The organism is Legionella quinlivanii, from assembly GCF_003265995.1.
Taxonomy (GTDB): Bacteria; Pseudomonadota; Gammaproteobacteria; order Legionellales; family Legionellaceae; genus Legionella_C; species Legionella_C quinlivanii_A.
Window position 1 is genome coordinate 119,028 of sequence record NZ_MVJN01000003.1, and the last position, 15,303, is coordinate 134,330.

Genomic DNA, 15,303 nt, shown 5'->3' on the forward strand with positions numbered 1-15,303 from the left:
TCTTCTCACATATTTCTCAACTATAAATCAATTTATAGTGAAGGCTTTTCAGAGTCATTTAAATCCTCATCTGTATTTTCTTCTATATCAAAATGCTGCTTTAAGACTTCAACTTGATGTTCTGTCAACTTCTCATTGGCAAAAAAACCTAAATTTGCTTCCAACACGTTAGCGGCCATATTGGTTAATGGGGGTGTTGGCGTATTTAGGTTGCAATCCATTCTTCTCACCCCATCAAAATCAACGACCAATATCATTTTATCATTTTCATTAAAATGAACATCTGTTACCCAGGAACCAGTAGACATTGACTCCAGGAATTGGCCATCATCAAAGCGATGCAGGCTAACTACTTCGTTATCATATTCTGGTATAAAAATATGACTGCCGTCCGGAGTAACAAGAAAATCGTGAATCTGCGTATTGGCTGTTACAATCTCTCTTTCCTTTTGTTCTAAATCAAAATCATAGATACAAATAGCGGCGTTAGAACCACTACAAACCAGGCTATATTTTTTATCTTTATCAATTACTAGTTGAGCAGTATAAACAGGAAAGCCCGTGCCAATTTGCTTGATAAGTTTTTTAGCTTTAATGGAATACACGTCAATACAGCGTCCACTGCCTGAACCGCAAACCAAATAATCATCGTACATCCTAATATCATTATACCGATGTCTTAATAGCCACTGTTCTGAAACATTTTTTGATTTGATGCCTATAAACACAAGCTCTGTTTGATATCTATCCTCTGCATGTATTCCTCTTCCTTCGAAATGAAAATCTTTATCGGTTTTAACAATAAGGGTGTCACCTTGCAATCCCACAAGACCGCCGTCAGAAAAAATATCTGTAGTTGCTCCATTGATAATCTCCTCTAATCTTCCTGATTCAATATTCCACAAATCGATAGAGCCACTATTGTTCCAACAAATGAACGATTGCCCATCCTCTAAAAACAGCATATCTGCAGGAGTGTAGCCTGGCTGTTTTTGTAATTTTTTGATTACTTGCAGGCTTTGACTACTAACAACCTGAATATCATTATTTCTTGCGATAAGCAGATGTTTACTCACTGAGGAATAAGCCGATTTATAAAAACCGCGCTCGTTTTCTAATTGGGTTTTATTAGTCATTTTATCTTTTGCCATGCAAACCTCTGCTTGTTCCGCTGTTTGAAAAACATAATCATTTAACATTCTGCCTGTTTAATTATGCCTCTATATGATAATAAATTATATCTTAATAATGCCAAGGGGGCGTGAAGCCTTTACTAATTAAAGCCTAATGGAATTCATGATTGTGGTTTTTATTCCATTCTGTAAAATACGATTCGTTTTACAAAGGAGTGAGCCTATGTTGTTACAGGTACAAGCGTTGTCACTTGCCTTAGCGGAAAAAATGGCGGAAGCGGCAGAGGCTTTTGCAGTTGAAAAAGGCTTAACTCTGGCGTTTGCCATTATGGATAATCATGGCAATCTGAAACTGTTCAAGCGTATGGATGGCAATAACTTCGTTAGTGTGCGTATGGCTCAACTCAAAGCAATGACTTCGGCGAGCATTCCGGTGTCGACTAAAACACTGGCTGAGCGAAATACTTCCTATGCCAATAGTCCATACACATCAGTTCCTGATATTGTTTTTCTGGAAGGCGGCCTGCCAATTATAAGCAAAACTGGACAGCATCTTGGCTCAATAGGCGTTAGCGGAGCCAACCCTGAGCTGGACGGGCAATGTGCTCAGGCAGCCCTCGATGCCATCAGAGGCTTCTTATAATGCAACAGAAGCCAGCTCCTGACCAAAGCGTACGGGGGAACCAGCCTGCAGATTATTTGTCCATTGCAATGGGTGCTCATTGGTGAATAGTAGAACAACAGTTGAGCCTAACTTAAAAAATCCTACTTCACTGCCTTGTTTCAGCATGGTTTCAGCCAGCTGATATTCAAATGTCTGAACCTTTTTCTGACGCCGCAATTCACCGTGCCAACTGGTGCCAATGGCTCCGACAATTGTAGCACCCACCATGACCATCGCCATTAAGCCCAGGCGGGTTTCAAAATAAATAACCAGACGTTCATTACGCGCAAATAACTGGGGAATAACCCGCGCTGTGGTAGGCTGTACTGAAAATAAACGACCTGGAATGTAAACCATTTTGCGAAGAATCCCATCCAGCGGCATATGCACGCGATGATAATCTTTCGGTGACAAATATAAAGTGATGAAATGGCCATCCTGAAACTGTGCCGAGACCGGCTCGTTGGCCAGAAAATCACTGACGGTGTAATAGCGCCCTTTGGCCTGCAGCAATTGCCCTTCGTTTATCCGACCCAGTTCGCTGACCACCCCATCCACAGGGGAAATGATATCGGCTGTGGCAAGAGGGCGGCTCTCGGGCTTGAGATTACGGATAAAAAACTCATTAAAACTCTTATAAATGGCCGGATCTTCCACCAGTGCTTCCTGCATATTAACCCGGTATTTGGCGATAAATTGCCGGATAATAAAATTTTTAACCGCAGGAGATTTGACATCAGCAAGCAGGCCAGCCAACACGGTCAAAGCCTGCTTAGGCAACAGATACTGGGGAAATGTTTTAATAAAATCAATGAGCATACAATTACTGCAACTAAATATTGAGCCTAATCATAAGTGAATTCTTTTGCGCTGTCACCTGACTTAAAGAGCATAGGTATCTACATATCACTGAAAACACAGTCAGCTCCTCACTTTACGTTCCTTCCTCGCGTCTACGTCCCTCACTTGTCCGAGGGGTCCAGAACACTCATAGAGAAAAACTGGACTCTGTGGACAAGCTGCAGGGCCTAGGGGCACTGCCATTAAGTTAAGCTCAATTGTATATTCAACTGTCATCCCCGCGAAAGGCGGGGATCCATCTCTGAGCTAGCCACAATGCCGACTGAGGAATAGATTCCCGCCTTTCGCGGGAATGACAGAAGTCCTTAACTTAATGGCAGTGGGCCTAGGGGGATGGGGAGATAACTATGGACTGGAAGCAGGTCTTTCGCAAAGCATTTACAATTGCGCTGTTCTATGGCTAATTAATAGTTGGCTTTAAAAGTATTCAAATGTGGACATCAGGAAGATTTCTCTGCTTTGAAGAGGTTGATTTATCAAAAACTAATCAATATGAGCCAGCACGGAGGGCCCACTTATGAAGGAAGGACATTCTCGTATCCCCTATCGCTCGATGCAAGACAATTCGCGGCTAAACATTGCTGCGAGACCCTTTTATGATGAACTCTGTTACACCGAAGAAGAATTACAATTCCGACAACGCGTGATTAATCTGCGAACTGCGAGCAAAATCGATGCCCAGCTGCTTAGCACAGAAGACAGCTGGTTTAATGAAGATAAAACCCAGGCCTTGGCTACAGTGAATGAGGGATCATGGCTGTTGAGTGTTCAATATCGGCCACGCCACGAACTGAGCTTAGACGACTTTCATGCTGAAATCCTTCCTCCTCAGCGGGTAAGCTGGACGGGCTTGAGTATGATGATGAGGCAGATTGGCGATTACCTCCTGATTAGAAATGATGCACTTAGCAAAGCACATCTTAACCAGCCATTTAATTATGTGTTACTGGACAGCATGCAGATTCTGCGAAAACTGGCTGCCATCAATGATGCAGAATATGTCAGTGAACAATTACAGTTATTTACCCAATATTTGCGGGCAGTCGAGGTGATGACTTCTCCTATGGCCGGCAGCGATCGTTTGTTTTTAGCGGATTGTCGAAGTACTATTGAAAAAGACATTCAATTTGATATCCAGCAAAAACTGCAATCCCGGCAGTTTAAAATAAAAATCGAACGTCTTCATCATGAGCTGACCAATCTGGCCCAGAAACGACACACAGGAATGCATTTTGCTGTAACCGCTTATGATGCAAATCCACACCCCTTTTGGGAACTCTACAAAGACGCACAGACGATTGGCTCTCAGCGGGAGTTTCCGACTCTGGCAGCAAAACATTGTGCACAAATAACCAGCGAAACAAATGAGCTTGCCCCAGGGTCTTCCGGTAATCTCGCAGCACCTGAATCCATTCGCCTGACTGCCGAGGATCTGAAGCAGTGCCCTGGTTTTAAGTTTATCGATAATTTGCCATCAACCATTCATGAAGCTTACGGCCAGGCGATTAGTGATTTACAGGAAGTGTTAAGATTTCAGAATATCCTTGAGCAACTCTCACAGCTGCTCGATCAGGCCGGGGAAGTGTTTACCATCACACAGTTTCGCTCGCAAATGCTTGATCTCTTTGAAGGAATTGAGCTGTTCGTACAACGTTCGCAAGCGCCGGTTAAGGAGGTATTGGAGGCCAATAGCGCCGCCTATCATCAATCCATTCAAGACAAACAGGATATTCGCTGGTGGGAAAAATGGGTTTCGGATAAGCCCGAAAAAATTGATAGCTTTATTAACAATCAGGATAATTTGTCACGTTTTGCTGTAACCCCTGTTAATCTGCAGCAGGTTGAAAAGCAGATTATGGAACAAACGAATCAAATAAAAACGCACCTCCATCAGTTCGCCAGCGAGGAAAAACAGTTGGAACTCATCAGCTCAACCAAAGAACTCATGGGGCAAGTGATGAACTCTATGCAATCCTGGGTTAATCAGCAAAACCGCCTTGCCGGCCTGCCTGAAAAACCAATGCTCCAGACGCCAATTACAAATTCCATCCCGAAAAAAAATAAATTGCTCGAAACCAAAACACAGGAGCCTGCAAGAAGAAATCGCTTACCACTAACAGAAAAGGCGAGCGCGAAACGGTCTGAACGCTCCCGATTTTTTAAATCCTCTCCAGAGCCTCTTAATCAGATATTTATTTCACCGGCCACAGATACTCGCCGGCCGCTGCCCGCTTATAGCCCGCCCTCAATCGCCGCCAGGTCTAATGAAACTACAGCTCAGGAGGTTGCAGCCTTCAATCCGCTTATTTTTTTTAGCATCCTTATTTTATTGCCTTTAGGAATTATACTGCTTAAATTGCTCTATGATCGTTATCAGTCAAGAACGTCTAACCCTGGCGCAACCCAGGAAGTCAATCCGTTACAATATGAAGAAAGTCTCATTAAAGCCGAGGACTCACTGGCGGTTATTGCTGGCTATGTCAGCGCTTATGGTGATGAAGACGAAAAGGCTGTTCTCGAAGAGTTTAGCGACACCGCTAACAGGTTAAAATCCCGGCAGAAAGCGATGCACTATGATCAAAACGCATTGGAGAGCTTGCTGGAAGAGTTAAATGACTTTATCCAGGACCACCGCCTTGCAAATAGCAGCCCTAAAACTTAGGGCGTGCTTTAAGTTCTGGCAGGAAAGAGTCAGGAACAACTGAGTGCTGATACTGGGTTCTGGCCAGATTTCGCCCCATTTTTTTCAGTTTCACCAAGGGCTTTACCCAGCGAAGGAGGTGCTTTTGATACAGGCGGTTGCACCACTGTTTTGTCTTTAGACAATTTACGTAAATCATCAAGAAACTTGTGAGTAATATCTGCACTTTTCATTGGTCGAACCGAATCATAAGCACCAAAGGTCTCTAACTCGTTATCAGTCTCCGATATCTTAAAATCCGTCGAGCTGGCATTGCTACCATGTTTTACAGCCCGTTCATGGACAGCATACTTGCTTTGCATATCTGCCAGAATTGCTTTTACCAATATCGAATTGAGCGAACCATCATTAATTGCACCGTTAGTTAAAATCATCGCCAGAATATTGCTGCGTGAATAGCCGAATTTCTTATCAAAATACGTGGGTACTTCCTGATCCCTAACTTTCGTTGTTACAAAAAAGCTCGCAAACTGTGCTCCAATACTGGCCGGTTCAAGATACTTTTTGACACAATCATCAATAAACTTTCGGAAAGCCTCCTCGGTTTTAAACGAGTCTACCCATTTGTACATGGCATTATGAAAATTAGAAACAGCACTTACACTTCGACTGTGAATAAATTTTTCATTGGTTCTGGAGTAGGTCATAATTCGCTGTGTGTATGCAGCACTGTTAAATACTTTTGTATTGATGGCATGTCTGACACTGGCAAGATTGCAACCCACCTCGTCCTGAAAATCGACAAGCATGCTGTTAATCAGATTATTGACCAGATGGGTATTCAGAGAAGTAGTCTCATGGCCGCCCTCGCTAAAAATCCAGGCCAGTTTTTCAGAGCCTTTCAGGCGAGTCGTTTTGATATAATTCAATACACTGGTTGCACGGTAACGATTAGTGAACCAGCTGAAAGTGCCAGGGGTATAATTACGCTCAATAATCTCCGCTATAAAATTAGTTAAAGCCGAATCACCATTCTTCCCGCTAATCTCATCCTGCTCATCCGCCCAGGCAAATAATTGCTTAAAGCAAGCATCCATGACCTGCGGATCGACATGCGATTTTAATTTAATATTGGATTGTGTTTCTTTGTTACCGTACAAAGGCAAATCATCTCGACTGATGTATCTCGACCACTTCATGATCGGTTTATATCGGTCTATTTTATCCAGTATATTGGTAAAATCGGTCGCTTTACCTGTAGTTCCCAAATGATCCAGGATGCTCTTTTCATGCTTATTAACGGTGTCTTGCATCCTCTCGAGAAAAACCGCATTCGTTCTTTCGCTTAAATTAAGAAGATCAGTACGAAAATAAGTATCCGCTATGTCGTGAAGCTCTTTGTGGAATGCCCTGATTTCCTGTAAGGCAAGATATTCAGGATTATCTGGTCTGCAATTGACGCTGATCTTCGATAAGTCAGTAGCCTTTGACAGCAGTTGCCAGGACTCTGTTGCAGTGGACTTATCCAATTCCGGCAAATTATCGTCAATGGAAGGCAATGTTTGCTGGCTAAGCTGGGTAATAATTGATCTTTCCAAATTATCCAGGCCCAGCAAAATTTGATTCACATGAGGCAAAAATGAATCTCGCCAGATTTTATGGAAACGTTTGGAAATTTTCTCGTCATCATATTTACAGAGATCACTCATGCAATAGGCTGGACACATAGCCTCCATCTTTTTGAGTTTTTCAAGAGGCTCATCCGTCGCAGTAAGCTTTCGTTTCTGAATTTCCTGTATTAACCGGGAATGGTTTTCCACAGCTTCTGCAGTCTTCTTGTTTTGAGCTGCAGTCCATTCTTTGATACGCTGGACAACCTTGGGCTTTTTCTCCAGAAATGTATTAAAACTGGGAACCTTAAGCTGCCTTCTGTTGGCTTCACTCCCAGGATACCCTACTACCGCACGGTATAATTCATCATACTCCTCCTGAGTCACCGCAAGCATGTGATTAACAAATGATTCTTTATCCGTGGTTGCATTAAACAGCTTACTGTTTGCCGCCTCCAGATCCTCTATTTTTTTTCCGGAAAGACTTCGATAATCCAATGGCTCATCGCCAAGGTATTCGGTGAGGCGCGACCGTAACACATCAGGATCATAAGTTAATAGTTCATAGGTAAACGCCTCAAACATCTGCTCTTTAAATTCTTCACTACCTGCAAGATCACGAAAAGCAGTGGTTGAGCGGTATTTTTTTAATAAATTAAAATTTTCGGGATAACTATTGGCAGGCCAATGCGTTCTTCCCTCTACAACGGGTAAATCAGCAATTTGCGCGCTGGTAACACGAACCACATCCGGGTTGGTTACCATATCGATAGCTCTTGGCCCGCGAATGATTTTACTATAGCGGTCATGGCACATATCAAAATCAATACCACCAAACAGGCTAAGATTGTCCGGATGTCTGTCTTCATCCCCGATGCGCAGCCAGGCGGCAATTTGTCTTGCGACATTTTTCTCCAGCAAGGTCTGCATTGACGGGTCGACCCACATTTTCTCGATGGCGTCAGTCGGCACATCATCCGTTATTTTAAGCAGAGGCTTATAGTTTGGAAGATCAAATGAAACCGTACCCACAATCTGGCCGTCGCGATAAACCAGTCGCTCCTCAGCCATAAACTCACCCATCGACAGGCGCAGAGACACACTACTCGCTACAGAATATTTTGCCAGCAAGACTGGATAAAGCTCATTATCAACTGGCTTGAAAAACCCTTTCTTGATTGAACCATCAGTGTCCAGAAATTCAACGCGGCTTATCGTATGACCAGAAGTTGGAACGGGCGTTCCTGAGGTGGTAAATGTTAACTGATTGTGTTGAAAGGCCTTCAATGGCAGCGACATGGCTCATCCTTAAAATTTCTGTGCAATGCAGAATATTCATATTAAGCAGAAATCTTGCCAGAATTCAATAGTAGATTGCTTATTAATTAACCTTATGTAGGGTGTTCCAGAATCAGAGTGCAAAAAAAGATCAAGCTAAGATTGAAATTTATTCAACCCAGGAATAATTGTATGAATAATAAGGATTTCGTGCGGCAACAGTGTTTATAACAGATGAAGAAGGAATCCATTTTCTCTACAATTTATTCGCAACTCCCCCTAAGTACGTCATCCTGAGCGTAGCGAAGGATCTTAGACTGCTTGGAACTGAGCCAGATTCAGGAGATCCTTCGCTACGCTCAGGATGACGTATCGGGGGAGGTTACGAATAAGACGTACTGGGGAGTTACATTTTATTCTGAGTATTCTCTGAAGATGACTCAATTTCATCTCTTACCTTTTTACTTACCGTTTGTGCTGTTTCCCTTGAACGCGGAGTGCTGAAAAATGTCCAGTTTCCGGTGTGTCTATGGTGAATCAGGTTTGGTATGCCAATCAGCAAGATACTAAAAAAGTTTGCAATAATCCTCATTCCCTGACGATAGGCTTTACGGCTATCACCTTCAAGAGCATCAAGCAATGGCTTTTCAGCTTTTTCCAGACGCTTGTTTAGCTCCTCCCTGGTCCTTGGACTGGCGTCTCCGGTCAGGCTGTCATGTAAAATGCCATACAGCGCTTTTCGATAGTCAGCTTCATGAGATAGCATCTTCTGGTATTTTTGAGGATTGTTCTTTTCAAGACGCTTGCGCATCTGCTCGCACTGTTCTTCAATAAACATTGCAATTCTGAAAAACTTTTGACTGGTGGCATCTTGCCCTTTTAATAAATCCAGTGTTTTTTGCTCAAGTTGCAAGCTTTCCAGATGTTTTAGTGTGGTCATTTGTACATGCATCTGAGAGAGGGGCTTGGCTAATTTCTTTTTAGCATCAGTGTCCGGCTGTAAATTATCCAGGGTACTCGCAGTAATGGCTGTAAATGCCTCTTCTATCAACAGTTTTTGGCCGGAAGGAGGTAATTTATTAGAAAATATTTCTCTCAGAAGCACTTTAAAGTCATGAGATTTTACATCGCTTCCCACTGCCAGACTTGAGTAACGTAAATTTCCAGGTACAGCACGCTGCAAATTGGCGATTAACTGCCTCTGCAGCTGGGCCTCTGGTTTCAAAAGCTCATGGCTCAATAAGTTGTTTCGGGCAAGATTCACAGCGGCCTGCAGGAAACACTTGCGCATTTCAGCATTAGGTTCTGCCTGAACCGCAGTTTGCAGCTCTGCGGAAAAAGGCAAAAGCAGGTTCTGAATGTCATTTGCAGTATAGGGCACGCTATGGTCCTGAAATAGGCTCATCAACTGGTGCTTTTCGGGATCGATACCGATGGCCATGATATCAGCTGCGCCTATCCCTTTGTCGAACAGCCGCATTAATTGCTCTGCCAATTGGGGATAGACTTGCAATTGATCAACTAAGCTAATGAGATTAGCTTCTTGTGTTTCATGTCTTAGAAGAAACTGCAATAAACGAATCTGCGGCTCATTCTTTAATCGCGGCAATACAGCCAGCGGATTATCGCCGGGATAAACAAGATAACATTGTGCAAGTGACGCCATTGCCTTTTCATTTCTGGGCCCGGTTTCCAGAATCTTCGGCTTGATCTCTTCCAAAAATACCTGGGTTTTTTGCAGGTGGTCAGCTAAGTCTTTTCCTTTCAGCGCATTGATTTCAACCATGCGTTTTAACAGGCGTAAATAGTCAATATTGTTCTGATTGGCATAGAAATGATCAAACTGTCCCTGGTTACTTAACCATAGCATAATACTCACTTTGGCAATCTTGTCCTGGTCCGGTGAGCTTAATTCGCTAATGAAGGGTTTCAATCGCTCAAACTGTGCAGGTTCAAGCAGTAATTCAGTGTAGGTTTCAATCCCGTTTTTTTGCAAGAGGTGGATTGCCTGATGAAGCTCTTGATCGTCTGCGATGCTATAAAACTGATCTCGCTCCATTGTCGTGGGCTGACTAGCCAGCACTGAAGGCAAATAATAGCAGCCGTGCATTTTATCGAGATAAAACTGCAGATCATTTTCTCCATCACGAAGACGGTTTAAAATCACTTTTGCTTCACTATCATTGCGAATACTGTGCAGACAATTCTGTATCAGCGAGGATTTACTCGAACGAAGAAATGCGGCGATTATGGTTTCCTTGGTTGAGCTACTCAGGCTTTTATCCAGGGAGGACCAAAGTGTTTTAACCTGATTACAATTTTCGCGGATCTCATCTGCAGTCTTGCCCAGCATGTTCTCTTTTATATAGCTACTCAGCGCTGGAAGAAAAGCAGCTGTGGAGTAGCCGGAATATAAATGAGACAGATTGGTAGAGTCTAAAAATAATAATAAAACCCCTCGCTGGGTCGCTAGAGTCTTATTACTTAATTTAGTCAGCGCAGCCAGTTGCTGATAAAACGGATTTTCCTTCCTAAGGCACTTTTGCATTGAGGCAACGCTTCGATATCCGACCAGGCCAAGCTCTTTAATTGCCTTCAAGCCCGGATTAGCAAGTGCTTTATCGACATTAGCCTGCAAACTGTCTAATAATTCTCTATTCTCCTCATAGCCCCCTCTATCACTTGCCAATTGCGTGAACTGTTCGATGATATCGCTATCAGGGTGAACTTTTCCATTTCTCAGAAAGATAGCCTGCAGGATATTACGTACCAATGGATTGTGAATAATGGGTGCGTCCTCAGTCCCTATCAATGGGGCCGCTCCGGCTTCAACGGAGCTTACATGGATGTTGGCAGCTGAATTCACTACTTTAGGTTCAAAGCTGCTCATAAAAAGGACTTCTCGTTCCTCAGGTTTTTTATTGGTGTTTTTAATGATACCGGCTAACCATTGGCCAGGATCATCCTTCCGATATTCAAGATGGAACGCAGCAAGTTGCCCATCTTTATCAACAAAACCGAAGTCTATCGATGCCAGCTTATTGTTGGCAAAATTCTCAGGATCTTCCTCTGCCTTTTTCAAAGGATGTTCATATACATTGGCACCGAACAGCATCTTTAATACCGCGCCAAACATGTTACCCTGGGTATAAAACTCATGATCGCTTTTTTCGGAATCCTTCCATGTTTGAAGGTGGAGCAGGCATTCCTCAAGAGTACCCATAAAAGTAGAGCGCTCGAAATCGGGCTCGAGGGTTGAAATATTTGTTCCACCTCCAAGTACGAAATCGCTTCCGAAGGCGGTGAACACTTCTTTATAGGTTCCTCTAATCAGATATGGAGGCATCGCTATTGGCCACTAGTAATTAAATAAACTATGATTATACTCTTATTTAAGTACAAATACTGATAATACAGTGTAAATATTGTTACTATTTGAATAATTTATTGTAAAAATTTATGAATTTTAATCTTATTGGCTGTGGCCGTCTTGGAAAACAACTCGCTTTTGCCCTTATTTGTTCAGGGCAAGGCAAATTGCACTCTGTGTATAATAAGCACTATGAATCTGCCGTGAACTCCGTCAGTTTACTGGGCGAGGGAGATGCGATTAGTGAATTACAGGCGCTTTCCCGCGCGAGTCTGCATTTCATTACCACTCCTGACTCAGTAATCCCGGAAATTGTCCAACAGCTGCAGCATTATGAGCCTATTCTCAAAGGCTCTGCCATTATCCATTGCAGCGGCGTATTATCATCGGCCATTTTATCCCCCTTGCGTGCTCTGGGCTGTCATATTGCGTGTATTCATCCATTAAAACCTTTTCCTCATCAGGCGCTCAATGCAGAAATTTTTAAAGATTGTTATTGCAGTATTGAGGGAGATGAAAAAGCGGTAGAAATTATTTCACCCTTATTTGTAAATCTTGGCGCTAAATTATTCAGCATTGAGGCAAGTCAAAAAATGCTTTATCACAGCGCTGCTGCAATTGCCTCAAATTATCTGGTGACACTTGCCCATGCAGCTGAACAATGTATGCGTGAGGCAGGGGTTGAAAAAGAAATGGCAAAGGAAATTATTGTTTCCCTGATGCAAAACAGCCTGTTTAATGTCCGCAATGCAAAGGATTTACCTCATGCATTAACTGGCCCAATCGCTCGTGGTGACGAAGAAACGATACGCCAGCACCTGCAATCTATGCTCGATCCGGTGATTGAATCATTCTATCGTAAAGCAGGGCTGGCTACTTTGGCATTCGCGCCCTTATCAGAAGAAAAGAAAAAGAGTCTGCGATCGATATTGGAGGACTAGCGTTGAAACAGTCAAAAGGCTTTCATTTAACATACTGTTTGCTCTTCACATATAGGACTTTTTTTACTGTAGCAACCATCTGTTTAGCCTCATCATAAATCGTGACTGTAAAAACCGGATTTATTTTTCCTTTGGTTAAGGCTTCCTGGCGAATTTGCTCAATCTCTTCATCGCTTAATTTGAACTCGGCAAATACCCTGCCTTTTCCTGGACTGAGATACTGAATTTCACCTTGCTGATCCCAGACAATAAAATCCTTGCCCAGCCGTTGTAAGAGCATAAGCATAAAAAAGGGATCGGTCATCGAAAACAGGCTGCCGCCAAAATGAACCCCTACATAGTTTTGATTATACCAGCGTAATTTAAGCGATACCCGAATGTAACTATAATCAGCCTTTATTTCATCAACGTGAATCCCAGCGCCCCAGAAGGGAGGCCAGAGATTCATAATCCAGCGTAATTTGCGGGCGGTAAGTTTCATACTGCGGTCTCGTTCGACCGAATCACTTCGAGAGAAGTGACTGCCTGCAATCCACGCGGCAAGCGGTTACCGCGGCGTCCGCGCTCAGCACGATAATGATTCAGATCGACCGGCTTAAGGGTAAAATGTCTTTTTCCTGCATGAACAGTTAACTGATCGGCTTCACAAAGCACTTGAAAATCAACGATGAACTCTTCCCGCGCACTTGATTTTGCACTGGGGATGCTAATCATTTTATTGCCTTTACCCTTAGTTAAAAGTGGTAATTCTTTTGCTGAAAAAATAAGCAGGCGGCCAATATTGGTCGCACAGGCAATCAGATCATTCTCTATATTATTTACCGGTCTTGGTGATAGAAGACGGCTGTTCTCAGGCAATTTGAGACAGGCCTTGCCATTGCGGTTTTTGACATACAGCTCACCAAGCTGAGTGATAAAACCATAACCCGCATCGCTGGCGAGCAGGATGTAGTTTTCTGCTTCCCCGGAAGTCACTGCTTCGAACAGCATACCGTCTGCGGGATTTAGCTTGCCAGTCAGCGGCTCACCCTGGCCTCTGGCAGAGGGCAGCACATGTCCAGGCAAGGTATACACCTTCCCTTCACTATCAAAAAACACAACCTGCTGATTACTGCGCGCATTGGTTTGCGTCTTGAATCCATCACCTGCCTTGTAGCTCAAATCCTGGCCATTCACATCATAGCCTTTGGCCGCCCGCACCCAACCTTTTTGCGATAAAATGACGGTGATGGGCTCATTTGGAAGGATATCCTCTTCTCTTAAGGCCTGTGAATCCTGACGCTCCATTAAAGGAGAACGTCTTAAGTCGCCATAGCTGTCGCGATCGGCTGCTATTTCAGTTTTAACCAGATTTCGCAATTTCCCTTCGTCGGCTAATAAGGCCTCGATATGATCGCGCTCTTTACATAAGTCCTTGAGCTCAGCCTGCAAGCGGATTTCCTCAAGCTTGGCCAGATGGCGCAGCTTCATTTCCAATATCGCCTCAGCCTGCCTGTCGCTTAAAGAAAACCGCTTCATCAACGCCAGTTTAGGCTGTTCTTCCTCACGGATAATGCGAATAACCTCATCAAGGTTCAGATAGGCAATAATCAAACCCTCAAGAACATGAATGCGCTCAAGAATTTTATTCAGACGATATTGCAAACGCCGGGTTACTGTTGCCAGACGAAATACCAGCCATTCCTTCAATAAACTTAAGAGATCTTTAACCCGGGGTTTGCCATCCAGGCCAATCATATTGAAATTGACCCGATAACTGCGTTCCAAATCGGTGGTGGCAAATAAATGCGACATCAAGCCCTCAACATCGACCCGATTCGACTTGGGTATAATAACCAGGCGAGTGGGATGCTCATGATCTGACTCATCGCGCAAATCCTCAACCATGGGTAATTTCTTTTGCTGCATTTGAGCCGCTATCTGCTCAATGACGCGCGCTCCTGATACCTGATAAGGTAAGGCATGAATAACAATCTGATGTGCTTCCACATGATAAATAGCCCGCATTTTCACTGAGCCCTGACCCGACTCATACATAGACCTTATTTGCGGTGGCGGGGTAATAATCTCAGCCTGGGTTGGGAAATCGGGGCCTTTGATATGCTGCAAAACATCATCAAGTTCTGCCTGCGGGTGTTCCAGCAGATGAATACAGGCATTGGCTACTTCAATCAGATTATGTGGCAAAACATCAGAAGACATGCCCACGGCAATCCCGGTGGCTCCATTTAACAGCACATTGGGCAGGCGCGCTGGCAATAAAGCGGGCTCCTGCAAGCTGCCGTCAAAATTATCGACCCAATCTACAGTGCCCTGCTGTAATTCCGAGAGTAGTAATTCCGCATAATTGGAAAGCCTGGCCTCGGTATAACGCATCGCAGCAAATGACTTGGGATCATCAGGAGAACCCCAGTTTCCCTGCCCGTCAACAAAAGGATAGCGATATGAAAAAGGTTGCGCCATCAGCACCATGGCTTCATAACAGGCCGAGTCGCCATGAGGATGGAACTTACCTAATACATCCCCTACCGTCCGCGCTGATTTTTTATGTTTGGCAGTCGCTTTCAGGCCTAATTCAGACATCGCATAGACGATACGACGCTGAACAGGCTTCAGCCCATCCGCCAGATGAGGCAGTGCTCTATCAAGAATCACATACATTGAGTAATCGAGATAAGCTTTCTCGGTGAACTCAGTAAGCGGCTTTTGCTCGATGTTATCAATTGCTAGCATAATTAGAGTTTCTGGTTACTGTTTGAACAAATGATTATTGACCACTATTATAGCCGGTTTAGCTTGCGCTTG

The 15,303-nt window shown here is 43.7% G+C and carries 9 protein-coding genes; 3 read left to right on the plus strand and 6 right to left on the minus strand.

Going from position 1 to position 15,303, the window contains the following annotated elements:
- Positions 1-32 precede the first annotated feature (32 nt).
- Complete coding sequence (locus tag B1207_RS04290; RefSeq protein WP_112218764.1) at positions 33-1,199, minus strand: YncE family protein; 1,167 nt, start codon at positions 1,197-1,199, stop codon at positions 33-35.
- 157 nt (positions 1,200-1,356) lie between these two features.
- Here B1207_RS04290 and B1207_RS04295 point away from each other — a divergent pair, with 157 nt between their 5' ends.
- On the plus strand, positions 1,357-1,776 hold the full coding sequence (locus tag B1207_RS04295; RefSeq protein WP_112218765.1) for a GlcG/HbpS family heme-binding protein: 420 nt from the start codon (positions 1,357-1,359) through the stop codon (positions 1,774-1,776).
- Here B1207_RS04295 and asd read toward each other — a convergent pair.
- A complete protein-coding gene (gene asd / locus B1207_RS04300) occupies positions 1,771-2,616 on the minus strand; it encodes an archaetidylserine decarboxylase (protein ID WP_112218766.1) in 846 nt (281 codons plus the stop codon). The two genes, B1207_RS04295 and asd, sit on opposite strands and share 6 nt — an antisense overlap.
- A 559-nt stretch (positions 2,617-3,175) precedes the next feature.
- Between asd and B1207_RS04305 the strand changes: the two genes are divergently transcribed.
- Positions 3,176-5,320 carry a hypothetical protein gene (locus B1207_RS04305; RefSeq protein WP_146740014.1) on the plus strand — a complete coding sequence of 715 codons (2,145 nt, stop codon included), beginning with the start codon at positions 3,176-3,178 and terminating at the stop codon, positions 5,318-5,320.
- Positions 5,321-5,349: 29 nt separating this feature from the next.
- On the opposite strand, the gene B1207_RS04310 is transcribed toward B1207_RS04305, so the two are convergent.
- Complete coding sequence (locus B1207_RS04310; RefSeq protein WP_112218768.1) at positions 5,350-8,208, minus strand: hypothetical protein; 2,859 nt, start codon at positions 8,206-8,208, stop codon at positions 5,350-5,352.
- 385 nt (positions 8,209-8,593) lie between these two features.
- A complete protein-coding gene (locus B1207_RS04315) occupies positions 8,594-11,533 on the minus strand; it encodes a hypothetical protein (protein WP_112218769.1) in 2,940 nt (979 codons plus the stop codon).
- A gap of 113 nt (positions 11,534-11,646) precedes the next feature.
- Between B1207_RS04315 and B1207_RS04320 the strand changes: the two genes are divergently transcribed.
- Positions 11,647-12,498: a Rossmann-like and DUF2520 domain-containing protein gene (locus B1207_RS04320; protein WP_112218770.1), complete on the plus strand. Its 852-nt coding sequence runs from the start codon at positions 11,647-11,649 to the stop codon at positions 12,496-12,498.
- Between the two features lie 22 nt (positions 12,499-12,520).
- Here B1207_RS04320 and B1207_RS04325 read toward each other — a convergent pair whose 3' ends face one another.
- Both B1207_RS04325 and parC read right to left on the minus strand, forming a co-directional pair.
- Entirely contained in the window at positions 12,521-12,979 is a 459-nt protein-coding gene (locus tag B1207_RS04325; protein ID WP_112218771.1) for a DUF4442 domain-containing protein, read from the minus strand.
- Entirely contained in the window at positions 12,976-15,231 is a 2,256-nt protein-coding gene (gene parC, locus B1207_RS04330) for a DNA topoisomerase IV subunit A (RefSeq protein WP_112218772.1), read from the minus strand. Before parC ends, B1207_RS04325 begins: the two co-directional genes overlap by 4 nt.
- Positions 15,232-15,303: the final 72 nt, after the last annotated feature.